The sequence below is a fragment of the Collinsella ureilytica genome (assembly GCF_019795105.1).
Taxonomy (GTDB): domain Bacteria; phylum Actinomycetota; class Coriobacteriia; order Coriobacteriales; family Coriobacteriaceae; genus Collinsella; species Collinsella ureilytica.
In genome coordinates this window covers 223,771-239,553 of record NZ_JAIMFO010000004.1, presented here as the reverse complement: position 1 = coordinate 239,553, position 15,783 = coordinate 223,771, and the positions used below count along the sequence as shown (strand labels likewise).

11 protein-coding genes are annotated in these 15,783 nt (G+C 51.9%); 3 read left to right on the top strand and 8 right to left on the bottom strand.

The window, feature by feature from the left end; genetic code table 11:
- Window positions 1-48: 48 nt before the first annotated feature.
- Window positions 49-786: a phosphoserine phosphatase SerB gene (serB, locus tag K6V98_RS01115; RefSeq protein ID WP_222198681.1), complete on the top strand. Its 738-nt coding sequence runs from the start codon at window positions 49-51 to the stop codon at window positions 784-786.
- A 307-nt stretch (window positions 787-1,093) separates the two neighbouring features.
- Here the strand turns inward: serB and K6V98_RS01110 are convergent, their stop codons facing one another.
- The 3 genes from K6V98_RS01110 to pta all read right to left on the bottom strand — a co-directional run bounded on the left by K6V98_RS01110 (window position 1,094) and on the right by pta (window position 6,667).
- Window positions 1,094-3,466 (bottom strand): zinc ribbon domain-containing protein, encoded by a 2,373-nt coding sequence (locus tag K6V98_RS01110; protein WP_222198680.1) that lies wholly within the window; start codon window positions 3,464-3,466, stop codon window positions 1,094-1,096.
- Window positions 3,467-3,486: 20 nt separating this feature from the next.
- Window positions 3,487-4,137: a hypothetical protein gene (locus K6V98_RS01105; RefSeq protein ID WP_222198679.1), complete on the bottom strand. Its 651-nt coding sequence runs from the start codon at window positions 4,135-4,137 to the stop codon at window positions 3,487-3,489.
- A gap of 1,549 nt (window positions 4,138-5,686) precedes the next feature.
- Window positions 5,687-6,667, bottom strand: a complete 981-nt coding sequence (gene pta, locus K6V98_RS01100) for a phosphate acetyltransferase (protein WP_222198678.1) — start codon at window positions 6,665-6,667, stop codon at window positions 5,687-5,689.
- A gap of 195 nt (window positions 6,668-6,862) precedes the next feature.
- Between pta and glf the strand changes: the two genes are divergently transcribed.
- Window positions 6,863-8,065: a UDP-galactopyranose mutase gene (gene glf / locus K6V98_RS01095; RefSeq protein WP_222198677.1), complete on the top strand. Its 1,203-nt coding sequence runs from the start codon at window positions 6,863-6,865 to the stop codon at window positions 8,063-8,065.
- Window positions 8,040-9,155, top strand: coding sequence for a glycosyltransferase family 2 protein (locus K6V98_RS01090; RefSeq protein ID WP_306792644.1), 1,116 nt, complete (start codon window positions 8,040-8,042; stop codon window positions 9,153-9,155). Before glf ends, K6V98_RS01090 begins: the two co-directional genes overlap by 26 nt.
- Before the next feature lie 184 nt (window positions 9,156-9,339).
- Here K6V98_RS01090 and mgtA read toward each other — a convergent pair whose 3' ends face one another.
- The 5 genes from mgtA to K6V98_RS01065 all read right to left on the bottom strand — a co-directional run bounded on the left by mgtA (window position 9,340) and on the right by K6V98_RS01065 (window position 15,654).
- Complete coding sequence (gene mgtA / locus K6V98_RS01085; protein ID WP_222198676.1) at window positions 9,340-12,099, bottom strand: magnesium-translocating P-type ATPase; 2,760 nt, start codon at window positions 12,097-12,099, stop codon at window positions 9,340-9,342.
- Between the two features lie 373 nt (window positions 12,100-12,472).
- Window positions 12,473-13,642, bottom strand: coding sequence for a P1 family peptidase (locus tag K6V98_RS01080; RefSeq protein WP_306792643.1), 1,170 nt, complete (start codon window positions 13,640-13,642; stop codon window positions 12,473-12,475).
- A gap of 187 nt (window positions 13,643-13,829) precedes the next feature.
- Window positions 13,830-14,405, bottom strand: a complete 576-nt coding sequence (locus K6V98_RS01075) for a Maf family protein (protein ID WP_222198675.1) — start codon at window positions 14,403-14,405, stop codon at window positions 13,830-13,832.
- Window positions 14,406-14,478: 73 nt separating this feature from the next.
- Window positions 14,479-15,024 (bottom strand): DJ-1 family glyoxalase III, encoded by a 546-nt coding sequence (locus K6V98_RS01070; protein WP_222198674.1) that lies wholly within the window; start codon window positions 15,022-15,024, stop codon window positions 14,479-14,481.
- Window positions 15,025-15,138: 114 nt separating this feature from the next.
- Entirely contained in the window at window positions 15,139-15,654 is a 516-nt protein-coding gene (locus K6V98_RS01065; protein ID WP_222198673.1) for a hypothetical protein, read from the bottom strand.
- Window positions 15,655-15,783 lie beyond the last annotated feature (129 nt).

Genomic DNA, 15,783 nt, shown 5'->3' with positions numbered 1-15,783 from the left:
TGTTTGTGGTGTGCACTTCTTTTCTCGTGTGCAGAGGTGAGGAGTGAGATGCTGAGCGATTCGAGTGTTCAAGACGACGCTGCTTGCGCACGCCTAGCTTGCGTTGATGGTAGCGAGAGGCGAGCGCTGGCTGCTGGAGCTACACCGAGCGCTGAGCGGCGACTCATCGTTATGGATATCGACTCTACCCTCATTAACGAGGAGGTCATTGACCTTATTGCTGATGAGGCTGGACAAGGTGAGCGCGTCGCTGATATTACGGCTCGTGCCATGGCGGGGGAGCTCGATTTTGCTAAAGCTCTTTCTGAGCGTGTGGGTTTGCTCGCGGGTCTTTCTGTATCTGTTTTTGAGCGGGTGCTCGATCGTGTGAGCTTTACGCCTGGAGCCTTGGATCTTATTGCTGAAGCACACCGTCGCGGCTGGGTGGTTGGTGTGGTGTCCGGTGGCTTTCATGAGGTGGCAGACGAGTTGGTGATGCGAGCAGGAATTGATTGCTGTCTTGCGAACCGCCTTGAAGTGTGTGCAGGATGCTTGACTGGAAAAACGACCGGGCCGGTTGTTACGCGTGAACTTAAGCGTGAGACCATGCTTGCATGGGCACGCGAGCATGGGATCCCGGCTTGCCGCGTGATTGCCATAGGGGATGGAGCAAACGATATCCCTATGATTCAGGCTGCAGGTATCGGTATTGCGTTTTGTGCAAAACCAGCTGTTCGTGCTGCAGCTCCTTATTCCATAGATGAGCGGAATCTCTTGCGGGTTCTTGATCTGATTGCTGCTGTGTAAGGACGCATTTTCTAGATGAGCGGAATCTCTTTCGGGTGCTTGATCTGATTGCGGCCGTGCGTGCATTTTGGTGTCGTTAGGAGCATTTTTGCCCGCACGTGGCGTCAAATCTGTGCCTAAGGGGCAATAAATGTACTAAAAATAACCCCTCTACTCGTAAGAGCGAGGGGTTAAGAATAGATGAATGGCCGCAGTGCTACCGCTGTTTGCTTTCGACTAACAGCGGCAGGTGCCTAGAGATGTAAGGCTAGCCTAGAGATGCAGGGCTGACCTGAGGATGCAAGAGCATCCTCAGGCTTAAAAGGTGCTACGCATTGAAGGGATGAACAAGAAGCTCTGCTGTGCCCTCTGCATAAATCTTTCCGAATGCATAGTAGGGAATGTACAGATAGACCCCATCTTCTTTGAGAAGATATCCACCGGTCGCAATAAGATTTTTGAGTTCTCCTTCTATCATGTTCTCATCAAACGGAGTACCCAATGACCTCCGCTGTTCATGCGAGAGGACAGCGCGATGCGCTTCCTCGAATAGTTGATGCTCAGAAATGCCCGCCACGTCCCATGCGCATATTGGTCGACCGGTGGCGACGTCGTAAATCTCACCGGTGGCTTTGCCATCGCCATGTGGCCCCCAGAGCGTTCCATAAATCGTTGTCGTGATGCCGACGATCCCGTCGCGCACATAGGTGCAGGCTTGATCGTAGCGGATCGTAGTCCAGCTGGTTCCCGTTGCATTCGTGGTTGCTTCACGATGCCGTTCAAAACGCTGTTTAAACTTTTCATTCAGTTCGTCAACAGCGGTATCTGGTTCTGTTGTTTCGAGCTGTACATAGGTCCATGTTGCAGTCTCCGTGCTATAAGGTTCGAAAGGCCCTATATAGTAGGTGTTATAGGTAATAGCAGTACTTTCGGTAGTAGAGGTAACGTCCTTCACTGATCCCCTGTTGTTGCAGCGCCGCGTCAGCTCGTGGTGAGTTGCCCGGGCGCGGTCGCAGAGTTCGGCGGGGAGTATGAACGTGGCATCGGTGCTTCGGATATTGTTGCTTCTGAGGCCTTCTGCGACGTCCTGTGCCTCTTCTTCGGTCATACCTTCTACACTCCACGTGAAGGTCTGATATGTTCCACCGGTCTTGCGATTTGAAAGTACTGCACGGAACAGTCGTTTGAACTCGTCAAGATTCATTTCACCGTCGATATCCGTCGCGACTGAATCTTCTCCCGGGATGCGTGCGAATTGTGACGTTGCGCGGCAGAGTAGGCCGAACGATCCATCTTTCATGACTCCATAGACTTGGGAAAGGCCTATGAGTCCACCGTTGCCTATGAAATCTTCGAACACGAGATAACGGTTTCCATCAGGATCTTGCACAATTGAAACATCACGCTCGTGCATGGGATCGTCGGCTGTTGAGACAGTGCCGCATTCGATTGGGTCGCAGGCTGCTCGTACAGATCCGGTCGCTTCGTCGTACTTCCAGAGTTCGACCTCGTATCTGATCCCGCTGTCTGGAGATAGTAGGCTCGCAAAGCCATCTTTGGTGAGGTGTGCCGTAACAAGGCGCTCTACGCCATCTCCAAAATCGATGAGTTCAGCATATGCAAGCCCGTCTGCACGAGCCTGAACTAATGACTGATTAGCACCTCCTGTGTCGCTCAACTTGGTGATGTTGTGGCAGCTGATCTCCGGTTCTCCGTACGCTTCTGAGAGCTCCTCGATTTTAGCAAGGAATAGCTGGTTGGAGCTTGGATGGTTCGGATCCCCGGGTGCTGGAGTGATGGTTACCGATTCGTTGGAGCCGTTGGGTGTGACTTCGATCGGAGGGAGGGTTTTGACATTACCTTCGCTGGTTCGTAGCGTGATCTGATAGGTGCCATCTGGAAGCTCTTGATCCAAGAGCGCATCCATCGTGAAGCCGTCTTCACCTTTCACTTTGAAGCTCGGGGCTTCGTCGAGATCAATGGGCTTGCCGGAGCTATCAGTTGCTTTGGTGATACTGAGGGTATACCGCTCGAGTGGTGTTCCTTGTTCATCGGCGGGAACGATTGGAGCACGACGGGACACAGTTATGACGGTCGCCTTTCCGTAATGTACATGATTGTGTGCGAAACCGAAAAAGCCGCCCCGAACGAGGAAAAATCCACCGCCGATAAGAAGGGCAAGGAGTAAAGCGGTGGCAACGGCGATGAGCATGCTCTTTCGTTTTCCACTTATGGGGTGTTTCGGTGCACTCGGAGTTGTTACCAGCTGAGGCACGGTTGGCATGTATGTAGTCGCAGGTTCTTCAGCTGTTGGAGCAGTCGGTGCAGCTTGATCCTTCGGGGTAGTTTCAGGCAGAGAATCCGTTTCGCTGGCTGACTCCGTTGCCTCTTCGACCACAGTCTCTTGAGTTTCTTGAGTCTCTGGAGCGGACGTGTTGACCGTCACCGCCGCAGTCTCGTCGTCAATATCCGAATCAGCTTCAGGTACTGAAGTTGCTTGGGCAGTGTGTTCAGACGTGGTGTCAGTTTCGACTTCCGGAGTAGTCTCGGACAGGGTTGCCGTTGTGCGATCCGATAGAGGTGCAGCCGGGTGTGTAGGTGCGTCAGCAATCTCAGTTGTGTCCTTGCACACGGGATGGCCGCACTCGATGCAGAAGTTCGCATCAGGTACGAGTTCTGTGCCGCAGTTTTCACAAAACATCTCAGCTCATCCTTTCGGCCTTACGCCTCTATTGCGGGATTTCCACAAACAACAGAAGGCTTTACATCGTGCATCCAGTACCCCACAGCCCGCAACGAAATGAGTAGAGCGGCAGTATGAAGGTAAAAGAATCCAAAAACGAGCGGCAGCCATAGCAGAACCATTGAGAAGAGGGTGCCGATGATGGAGGAGATGATTACAGACACGTCTATACCGAACATGCCGTAAAAAAGCATACTCTGACCCATCATCGAGAGCGAGTTGGCTTGAGACGCCACAGAGGCCGTCATCATGGCAGCAGCGATCATGAACCAGATAAATCCAGCTAAGAGCGTAAGCGTGAAGACAATAATGGCGGGCACGCAGGTGGCGGTGAGGAGATGTCCGGTTTTATTTGACGATGTGAGCAGCGTCCAAGCACGTGAGATATTGAGACCATCACGCACACCGCCCGTAAGAGCAGAGGTCATCTGGCAAAGAGCGATGAGCGGGATACTGACGAGGGAGAGCCCGAGAATTAAAAGGGCAGCGAGGCTGCTGAGCTTTGAGGGAACGAGCAGAAGGAGCAAAAGAACGCTTACGGAGAACAAAGCGATCTTATAGATGAGTGTGGTTATGAAGCCATAAAGACCTGCATCGAGGACTCCGGGGCGGACGATCTTACTGTTCATGAGGTGGGGGTTGCCTTCTGCGGCTTCTTGTCCCCACGAAAGAGCGAAGCCGTGCAGCGTGAGATTGCCAACTCCGGGAAGGAATTGGAACAAGGCGAGTTTGGCGGCGATACCTAGCTTGTTTGGTGATGTTTTCCAGTCAGTCCAAGCTAGAGAGAGTGGAGAGGGCGGAGTTTGAGGTAGGGCGGCTGCAGATACCTGGTTGCTCGACTCCTGTTGAGGTGCGGAAGAAAGAGGAGGCACTGGAGGCTGAGAGGTGGATGCTGCGGCGGCCGGGAGAGTGATTGTAGGTCTCGCTGGTGATTGCTGCTCAGTAGTAGGTGCAGGAGCAGGTTTTTGAGCAGGTGCAGGCTCCGGAGTAGGTTTTGAAGAAGGTTCTAAAGCAGGTTTTGGAGCAGCCTGTGCCGACCCGCAATACGGACAGAATTTAGCGATATCGCTGATCGATCGGTGGCAGGTATTGCATTCGGACATGAATAACCCCTTTCAAAGAGCGCAACAAAGCTGCTCATGGTAGATAACTATCTATCATAATTGATACCACGCGGCGCGGACGTGGTGGGTCGATACTTTTAACTCAGTGCGCGCTTCTTGAGCGACTGTTATCGGTACCGTTTTGGTATTGGGAGTCATTGCAGTTGTCGGTAGGATTATCGTTCGCCGCCGTCGTAGCATGTAATGTGTTGCATATTGTTGTCTGATGAGGCCGGTGCGTTTTCACAAGTGTGGCGACTGGCCTCTGTGTGGCGTGTTCAACTTGATTTGTAATCGTGCATCGCTCCTGCCGGTGTGGCGCACCGGCCTTTTGTTTGGTTCGTACAACGTCTTGCTTATTCGGGGCTTTATGCAATTGAGGAAAGATGTCATGGCGCTTGCAGCCGTGGTTGTTCCGCGCGATCTTACCGTTCAAAGCGCTGCACCTGAGCCAAGCGTATCTCGTTGTGTGCGTGCATTTTGGTGGCTCGAGGAGCATTTTTGCCCGCACTTGGCGTCAAATCTGTGCCTCAGGGGCAATAAATGTACTAAAAATAACCTCCTAACGATCAGAATGCTGATAATACGAGCTTGCTGCCAGGCTGAAGCCTGGGCACGCACTCTGTCCACTTGAGTGATTCTTTCTGATATTTCGATTTCGCTGAACGGCAGGCTCGTACAAAAAAGCTTGCGTCAGAAACAACTGGAAACCAGACTCACATAAAAAGGCTCGAACCAGAGATAGCTGCCAGGTAAGCTCACATAAAAAGGCTCACGCCAGAGACAAGTCCCTCGAGCGCGAGCCTTAAACAGTGAGCCTTAAGTAGCCAGAAGAAAAGATCTCAGCCGACTTTCACCAGAAGTTAGCATCTTCTTCAGCGCGCTCTAAGCAGCAACCACAAGCAAAGATCTCAGCAAGTTCGAACGAGCAGGCTTGTGCCAGAAGCGCGAGCCTTCAGCGGCAAGCATCTTCTTCAGCGAGCTCTAAGCACCAGCCGCAAGCAAAGGTCTCAACAAGTTCAAACAAGCAGGCTCGCCCCAGAAGCTAAGCATCTCGAACAGCGAGCCCTAAGACCTACTCTGCCATCTGAGCCTGAACAGCGGTGATAGCAACTACGCCAACGATATCGTCTGCCGTGCATCCACGGGAGAGATCGTTGACCGGCTTGGCAATACCTTGCAGGATCGGTCCGTAGGCGTTGGCTCCAGCAAAGCGCTGTACGAGTTTATAGCCGATGTTTCCTGCCTCAAGATCAGGGAAGACCAACACATTTGCTTTGCCGGCAACCTCGCTTGCAGGAGCTTTGAGCTCAGCCACGGTGTCTACGATAGCGGCATCAAGCTGGAGGTCTCCGTCCACGGCAAGCTCAGGTGCGCGCTCCTTAGCAAAAGCCGTGGCTTCTTGCACCTTTTTGGCAACATCTCCGCCTGCAGAACCCATGGTGGAGTATGAGAGCATGGCTACACGCGGTTCAATTTCTCCCATGAAGGTAGACCAGGAGTGAGCGCTCGCAATTGCAATCTCGGCCAGTTCGTCAGCGGTTGGCGCAATATTTAAGGCACAGTCCGCAAAGACCAGGGTGCCATCTGAACCAAAGCGCTCATCAGGCGTGACCATAATAAAGAAGGCAGAGACAAGCTTGGTGCCCGGGGCAGTTTTTAAGATCTGAAGAGCGGGGCGTAGGGTGTCTGCGGTGGAGTGGCAGGCACCGGAGACCAGACCGTCGGCGTCTCCCATTTTTACCATCATGGTGCCAAAATAGGTGGCGTCCATTACCTGTGCGCGAGCCTGTTCGATGGTAACGCCCTTCTTGGCACGCAACTCAGCAAAACGTTGGGCATAGGCCTCATGGCGCTCATCGGTACGAGGGTCAATGGCGGTAGCGCCCTCAACGTCAATTTTGGCTGGGTCTCCTAGGATAACCACATGGGCAATGTCTTCAGCGATGATTTTTTTCGCCGCTTCAAGTGTGCGTGCATCTTCACCTTCAGGCAAAACGATCGTGCGCTTGTCTGCCCGTGCAGCTTGCTTCATTCGGTTTAAAAAGTCGCCCATCAAAACCCTCCGCTCTAACACGCCCATCCGCACGGTCTGGGCGTGGTGCGCGCGCCCGATTTTGCCAAGCCTGGCGTATGCGTTGAGCTTTCCTTGTGTGGCAATGCTTATTATACGGCACGGGCTGTATAATCCCGTGAGGGCGAGACGTCTGTGCACCCTCGTCGAACCATCGTCGTGTGCAAGGGAGTTCAGATGGTCTTCGGCTCTGGCTTACCACAGAGCTTTAATCCGCATAAGTACGACATGATTGTCGTGGGCGCGGGCTTTGCTGGTTCGGTATGCGCTCGCCGCATTGCAGAGGGCTTAGGCATTCATGTTGCGGTGCTGGAGCGTCGAGGCCACGTTGCGGGCAATGCGTATGATTGCGTCAATGAGGCTGGTATTCGCGTCCATGTGTTTGGACCGCATGTATACCATACAAAAAGCCAGCGGGTGGATTCGTTTCTTTCACGCTTTACTGAGTGGACGGATTATCGTCATCGTGTGCTTGCAGACGTTCATGGTGTGCTGATGCCCGTGCCATTTAATCGTCAAAGCCTGCAGTTGGCCTTTGGCCCGGCGCGAGCGGAGCGTCTGTTTGACAAGCTGGTAGCTACGTTTGGAAAAGACGTTACCGTTCCCATCTTGGAGCTGCGAGATACCAATGATCCTGATTTAGCCGAGGTGGCAGATTATGTGTTTGAAAACATTTTCTACCATTATTCGGTTAAGCAGTGGGGAAAGACCCCCGATGAGCTTGACCCAGTCGTGCTTGATCGGGTGCCCATTCTTATTGGTGAGTGTGATCTGTATTATCCCGAGGCGCGTTTTCAGGGGTTGCCGTGCGATGGCTATACGGCCATGTTTGAGCGCATGCTTCACCATGACCTGATCGACGTCTTTTGTGATGTTGATGCCCGGGATCTCATTTCTTTTGAAGAGACCCGTACCTTGTTTGCTAACGAGCCCTATGGGGGAGAGATCATCTACACCGGTCCTTTGGATGAGCTCTTTGGTTTTGAGTTTGGAGTCTTGCCGTATCGCAGCTTAGAGCTGGGCGTAGAGACCTTGGATCAAGATCGGTTCCAGCCGGTAGGAACCATTAATTACACGGTAAGCGAAGCCTTTACGCGTATTACCGAGTTTAAGATTTTGACTGAGCAGGACGTACCAGGTAAAACCACCATTATGCGCGAGTACAGTCGGCCATGGTCGCCTTCGAGTGGCCAGATTCCGTATTATGCTGTTATTGATCGGGAAAGCCGCGCGCTGTACGATCGCTATCTTGAACGTGTGCGAGAGCTTACCAATTTCCATCCGGTGGGTCGTCTCGCCGAGTATCGCTACTACGACATGGACGCGGTTACTGAATCCGCGCTGGAGCTTTCAGATGAAATCATCGCCTTGCATGCCTAATATGATGTCAGAAAATCTTACCGAGCACGAAGGGCTTGATCAGCAAAAGCCCGCCGAGCGGGATGTGACCGTTTCCTTTGGTATTCCGAGCTATAACGCTGCAAAGGATCTAGATCGCTGTGTTGCCTCCATTTTGGATGGGGCAGATGGAGCTCAAGATATTGAGGTCATCATCGTCGATGATGGCTCTCAAGATGAAACCCCGGCTCTTGCCGATTCTTGGGCAGCTCGGCATCCGGATATTGTTCGGGTTGTTCACCAAGAAAATGGCGGCCATGGCATGGCGGTTTTGGCGGGGCTTCGTGAGGCGCGAGGCACCTACTATAAGGTTGTGGACTCCGATGATTGGTTGAACGCAGAAGCCCTTGCATCTATGCTCAAGGCGCTTCGGAGTTTTATTGCAACCGGTGAGCGTGTCGATCTATTCATCTCAAATTACGTGTACGAAAAGGTACATGAGGGAACGCATACCACGATTGGCTACAAGAGCGCTCTTCCTCAAAACCGTGTATTTGGGTGGGAAGAGGTGGGTCGCTTCTTACCATCGCAAAACCTTATTATGCACAGCCTGTGCTACCGTACTGACGTGTTGAGGCGCGCTCCGCTCCCCATGCCAGCACACACGTTTTATGTTGATAATATCTATGCATATGTTCCGCTGCCACGCTGTTTGACCATGTATTACGCAGATATTGACCTGTATCGTTACTATATTGGTCGTGAGGGACAGAGCGTAAATGAGACCACCATGATTGGTCGTTTGGATCAGCAGTTCCGGATTACGCGGATCATGATGGATGCCTATCGGCTCTATGAAGATATTTCCGAGCCGCATCTTCGTCGCTATATGATGGGTTATTTTACGATGATGATGGCCATCTGTAGCGTCTTTACCAAGCTCTCTGATGATCCTGAAAAGCCCCGCCAGTTGCGCAGGCTCTGGGCTGATCTGAAAGAGCATGATCCAGCAATGTATCGTCGTGCCCGCTACGGTGTAGTTGGGCTTGGCACGAATTTGCCCACACGCTTAGGTGAGCGGGCAACTATTGGGCTCTATCATTTAGCGGGCAAAATCGTAAAGTTCAATTAAGGGTGCAAGAACGCACAGAGTCGGGCGCCAGTGTGGTACCCGACCCTGGATAAACAAGCTCGAAAGAGTCCGCTTGAATAGAGACTCGTTCTGTCTCGTGCAAGCGGCTTCGTCTTACCCTCGGCTCTTACTGCAGCCCGTTAAGGCTCACCCGGCTCTTGTCGAAACCAGCCGTTCAGAGCCTTTAGAGCAACTCTCCATAGCGGCGCACATAGGCGCGCTTCATGATTGTTGCGAGCAACATATAGCCCAAGATGCATGGAATAAGGAATGCAAAATAGGCGGGCGGTAGCGGCATAAAGCCCAGCGCAGCTCCTACTGGCGTGAAGGGAATGAGCGTCATGAGGGTGATGCCGGTAATGCTCAAAAGCGTGACCGGTGCCGATGCCCTGCTCTCAATAAAGGGAAGCTTGGTTGTGCGAATCATATGGATGACCAAGGTTTGACTCCACATGGACTCAACAAACCATCCCGCCTGGAACAGAGCAATATAGGCCGTCTGCATACCAGCGAGTTCGCCACCTGAGAAATGCGCCGCCAGCTCATGGAAGGGAATACCGCCAGATACCACGGCCGGGCAAAGAACAAAGTACATAAAGAGATAGGTGAGGATGTCAAAGACCGAGCTTGTAGGTCCAATCCAGAGCATGAAACGGCCAACGGAGGAAGCGTCCCAGGTGCGTGGCCGCGATACAAAGGAGCGGTCAACATTGTCCCAGGGTATAGCTGTGCAGCAGAGGTCATACACCATATTGAGGGTAATGAGCTGGAGGCTCATCATGGGAAGGAACGGAAGCATGGCAGATGCCGCCAGCACCGAGAACATGTTTCCAAAGTTAGAAGATGCCGTCATCTTGATGTACTTGATCATATTGGCGTAGGTGCGCCGACCTTCCACAATGCCCTCTTCGAGCACCATGAGATCCTTCTCAAGCAAGATGACATCTGCAGACTCTTTTGCTACGTCAACTGCTGTATCTACCGAGATGCCAATATCGGCGGCTTTCATGGCAGCAGCATCGTTAATGCCATCGCCCATAAAGCCTACAACCTGGCCGTGCTCACGAAGCACGGTTACGATGCGTGCCTTCTGATCTGGCGTGAGCTTGGCAAAAACGTCAGTCTTTTTTGCAGCTTCGGCAAGTTCGGTGTCGCTCATGTCTTCAACATCAGATCCAAGCAGCATATTGTTGACAGGAAGTCCTACCTGCTCACAAACGGTGCGGGTTACGCGGTCGTTGTCGCCGGTTAAGATCTTGGTGGTAACTCCGTGAGCGTCAAGGGCAGCAAGGGCATCTGCTGTGGACTCCTTTGGTGGATCAAGAAAGGCCAGATAGCCCAAGAGCACCATGTCAGACTCGTCCTCAACACTGAAGGTATCAAGCGGTGAGGGATTGCTTTTTTGAGCTAGCCCTAAAACCCGAAAGCCCCGCTCATTGAGGTCATTTACTGTATCGTTAATCTTTGCTTTGATATCGTCGGTCAGCGGCAGTACGGCTCCGCCATACTCTGCCTGAGTAGAGATGGACATCATCTCCTCAATGGCACCCTTGGTTATCATCTGTCGCTGCCCATCTGGGCCTACCACTACGGTCGTGAGGCGGCGGCGCGTAAAGTCAAAGGGAATCTCGTCTACCTTGACATAGGCCTCGGAGAGGTCGGTGAGGCTTGGATCAATCTCTTCTTCTTCCTCGGTTTTTGCGATGATGGCGCGATCCATCAGGTTTTTATAGCCGGTTTGGAAGTAAGAGTTTAGATATGCCAGACGCAAGACGCGCATGTCCATTTCGCCCTCAATATTTAAGTGATATTGGAGAACGACCTGGTCTTTTGTGATGGTACCGGTTTTATCGGTGCAAAGAATATCAATGGCACCAAAGTTTTGGATGGAGTTGAGACTTTTAACCACCGTCTTTTTACGGCTCATGGTAACGGCACCTTTTGCCAGGCAGGTGGTAACAATCATGGGGAGCATTTCGGGGGTAAGGCCTACTGCAATTGAGATGCCAAAGAGGAAAGACTGCAGCCAGTCTCCTTTGGTAACGCCATTGATAATAAAGACGAGCGGCACCATCACAATCATGAAACGGATGAGTACCCAGGAAACGGCGTTTACGCCACGGCTAAAGCTCGTGTCGCCGGCATCTTGGGCAACCGCCGAGGCCATATGCCCAAAGAGGGTCTCATCCCCAATGGCTACGACGACACCCTTACCCACCCCAGAGATGACATTTGTTCCCATAAAAGCAATATCGCTGTAGTCGGTTACTGAGTCCTCTACAGCATCTGCAGCACGAGTTTTCTCGCACGGCTCGCTTTCGCCGGTAATGCCGGATTGGCTTACGAAGAGGTCTTTTGCCTCGATAATGCGAAGATCTGCCGGTACCATGTCGCCTGCAGATAGATGCACAATATCGCCTACTACAATCTCGTCCATAGGGATCTCGGTATGAGAGCCCTCACGAATGACAGTGCAGGTGGTAACAATCATGTCGAGCAGGCGCTCGGCGGCGTCTCCCGAGCGGGATTCCTGAATAAAGCGAAGGGCTCCGGATACTCCCACCATAACGCCAATAATGATCGCTGTGGTGGGATCAAAGTCAGCTGCCTTAGCTCCCAACAGTCCAAATGAAGGCAAGATCATATCGGTGACTGTAGAGACTCCTGCCAAAAAGAGCAGGATGGCGGTAAAGGGATTAATAAAGGCCTCAAAGAGGCGGCGGGAGAGGGACTTTTTGCGCTCGTGCGTCACAATATTGACACCGTGCTCCTCAGCGCTTGTACGAACTCCTTCTTCTGTGAGTCCGTGTTTGCTACTGGATAGACTTGCAAGCAGCTCATCAATGCTAGCTGCTGCAGCACGGTGAATACGGTGATTTCGGGCGTCACGCAGGGCAGCTGCCCGTGCATCCTTTCCGGTAAACAGGTTGGTTGACATCATCATGAGGTGCCTCCTTGAAGCGGCATGGGTATGCACGTGGAGACAGATAGGCTCTGTGACCAGGCGCGAGGATAGGTTCTCGAGGGCTACTGTCGGATTCCATGGCCGCCTCCTTTCGTGATGATGACATGATTAAACCTGCGCACAAACACAGGGCAGTGCAGCGAATTGGCATAAAAGACCCAAAGGCAGAGCAGGTGTGTGGCCGGCTCAGGCTTTTTAGGAGGATGGTCGTCCGCCAAATAAAATGCGGGTGTTATATACGGGGAGAGAGGCAGGTGTGACGACCATATTGCACGCTCCTTGCCTTGGATTGAGGGTGAACCCATGGGGGTTCTCTTTCCAACACCTCACTCTACCCCGCAAAGATATGTTGTCAAGCCTGTTTTGTTCCGAGCTCTCGCGCTGCAGGGACCCCACAGAGGCTCGTTGCCTCACGTATTGCTGCAACAATTGCGGCTTCAAGGGCTTGTACAGCAACCACTCCAATAAGATCAATCGGCGGGGTATCGGCTATGCTCATCTCACCAGATGCAAGGACAAAAATAGAGTCTCCGTCGTTGGTGGTATGTGCTGGTCGTATGGTGCGCGCATATGCATCGGCTGCCATTTGCGCCACCTTCGTTGCTTGAGCCTTGGTTAGGCGTGCATTGGTGATAATGCACGAAATTGTAGTATTTGCTCGACCCTGATCAAGCGGCATCGAAAGATGAGCGGCTTGCTCAATCATTGCCGCCTCCATATCAAGGATGCGCCCTGTTTCATCTCGCATGCCAGCGATGGGTTCAAGTGTTGTAGGATCAACGACATTTCCGCAGGCATTTACTGCTGTAACGGCACCAACCTGGAGCTTGCCTACGGCAAAAGCACGAGCACCCAGTCCACCTTTCATCGTGTGTTCAGGCCCTAATAGCTTTCCTACACTGGCCCCTGTTCCTGCTCCCACGCTGCCTTCTGCAAGTGGTGCTGTGCTGTGCTGAGATGCGTGAGTACGGGGTGTGAGCTGAGTGAGTGTTTCGGTGCTCGCATCTGCCTTGGCATCGAGCAGATCTGGGTGATGATTATAGGTATCGTGGCTCTTAGTATGAGTATTGTGGCTGATGGATGGTGTGGCCTCTGGGCTTTTGTCAAGTGCGGCTGCTACCGCATGCTGTCCGGCTGCCTCGGTTGGTCGAGCCTGTGGATCTCCAACCATGAGGTCAAAAAGGCTTGCTGCTACAACAATAGGAGCACGAGCCGGGCCAACTGGGAGCCCAATACCGCGTTTTTCAAGTTCAATCGCAGCTCCTGAGGCTGCGGCGAGTCCAAAGAGCGAACCGCCAGAGAGCATAACGGCATGAACGGTGTCTACGGTGTTTTCTGGCTTTAAGAGGTCGGTCTCTCGAGTCGCGGGAGCGCCTCCGCGCACATCAACGCCGCCTGTGGCACCGGCTGGGCATACAATTGCCGTGCAACCGGTAGCTCCGATGGGATCTGTCCAATGGCCAAGCGAAAAGCCAGAGACTTCATTGATGGGTATAGGGGTGAGGTTCGTGTGCCTATTCATGAAAGCTCCTTGAGAGGTGATGATGGCCAGCTCATACATATCTTAGCGACATATCTTAGCGCCGAGGCACCTGGAGTCTTGGTGTATGAGTGCTCACATGTGAGCTAGCTGAGGTGAGTAGCTTTGCGAGTGTTTAAAGCACAGTTTGCTTGGTAGTTAAAGCCTGAAGAGATATTGCGTGTATACGCTATGTATGTGAGTTCAGGCGAGTAAGTACGCGAGCAAGACGTGCGATTGGAAGCCCCACAACGGTGTAAAAGTCGCCATGAATGCCTTTGACAAGCTTACGTCCACCTATGCCTTGAATTCCGTATGCACCTGCCTTGTCCATAGGCTCGCCTGATGCAATATAGGTATCAATCTCGGTATCTGATAGCTCCCAGAACTCTACTTCACAAACATCAACAAAGGCGTCAAGTACATGAGCCAAACGCCCGCCGGCTGCGATACATACAGCAGTCGCAACGAGGTGAGTTTTGCCAGAAAGTGCCCTTAACATTTCGTGAGCCTGGGCGTTATCTTGAGGTTTACCAAGGATTTTTTGGTTGAGGATGACGATGGTATCCGCACCAATAATCAACTCATGTTCTGGAGCAGATGCAGCAACGGTTAGGGCTTTTGTGCTTGCCAAACGAGCTACAAGATCCAGTGGTGCTTCGCCTTCATGCGCAGCTTCATCAATGCAAGCAGGTTGAATGGCAATATCAAAACCAGCCTCACGCAACAGCTCAATGCGACGTGGTGATTGCGATGCCAAAATCATGCATGAGCCTCATTTCCCCCATGTAAGTTTTACTCAGACGTGTTGTTGGCCCTTTCCACGTTTTAGCTGAGCGCTAGAGCTGGATTCCTTCACGAACCTTTTCTACAGCTTTTTTTCCGGCAATGCTTTCGAGAACAGCAAGCGCGAAAGGAAGCGCCTGACCCATGGCGCTTGCCGTTATCAGGTTTCCATCAACAACAACGGTCTTGCTACCGGCATAGGTACCTGCGGGAAAACTCTCTTCAAAGCCAGGAAAGCACGTGGCGCGTTTACCAATGAGTAACCCGAGCTCACCGAGGATGCTTGGTGCGGCGCATATCGCTCCCACATGCTTGTTAATTGCAAAGTCTTCAACGAGAGCGCATACGCGCGGATCATTGCGTAGGTGAGTGGTCCCGGGCATGCCGCCAGGAAGAATGAGCCAGTCATAGTCATCGGGATTGATTTCATCCAGCGTAAAATCACAGGCTATAGTTACCTGCTGGGCACTTACGCATTCGCGCGTATCCATAGTGGAGACAAGGGATGTCCGCACGCCACCTCGGCGCAGCACGTCAAGAATGGTGAGACACTCAATCGTTTCAAATCCATCAGCGGCCAAAATAAGAACAGCAGACATGATCATCCTCCCACACATTGACAAGGTATATGCATTTATACCCAAACAGACAAAGGAGCACGAAAATAGTTTTGCTACTGGTTTAAAAGCAACGCTTAAGCGGAACAGCAGGTTTTAGTATTTGATCGCCAGCACATGCAAGGTATGAGGTAAATAAACAAGATGAATACGGAGATTTTTATGCTGCCGCAAGCGCTCATAGCTTGCTCGATCTATACGAAAGGATAGTTTTTGCCCCGAATCATCGGTTCCGTCTAGATGGTAAAAGATTGAATAGCTTACAAACTGTTTGCTATAGCGAGTGTTGGTTACCATTATATTGGCCTGTATGGGGTTTGTGAGATAGAAAAGATCTAAAAGGGGATTGTGCAGCGCCAGAAAGATTATGAGTATCGTTCCTGCCACGGCAAGAAGCCGCAGGACAATAGGCTCAAACATCATAAAGGCAAACAAGCAGATTTCTACAGCAATTACCACAATACAAATTCGGCTGATTACGAGTAAGAAAAACGAAAGGTTTCCTATAAGCAAGGCCCCGGCTGTTCTGGCAATCAGTATGATGCCTAAAACCACCCAAGGTATGATGACGGCTGCAACAAACGGATTCCAAAACATATTTTTGATTTTCATAGGCAGCGACCTTCTCGAACTCTATACCGTTGCATAGCTCATATTTTCCACTTGTTTATTGTAAGGGTATTGATCTGACGACGAGAAGCGTTCTCGTTATTTTTGTTTTCAAGAGTCGAGGGGTTGCAA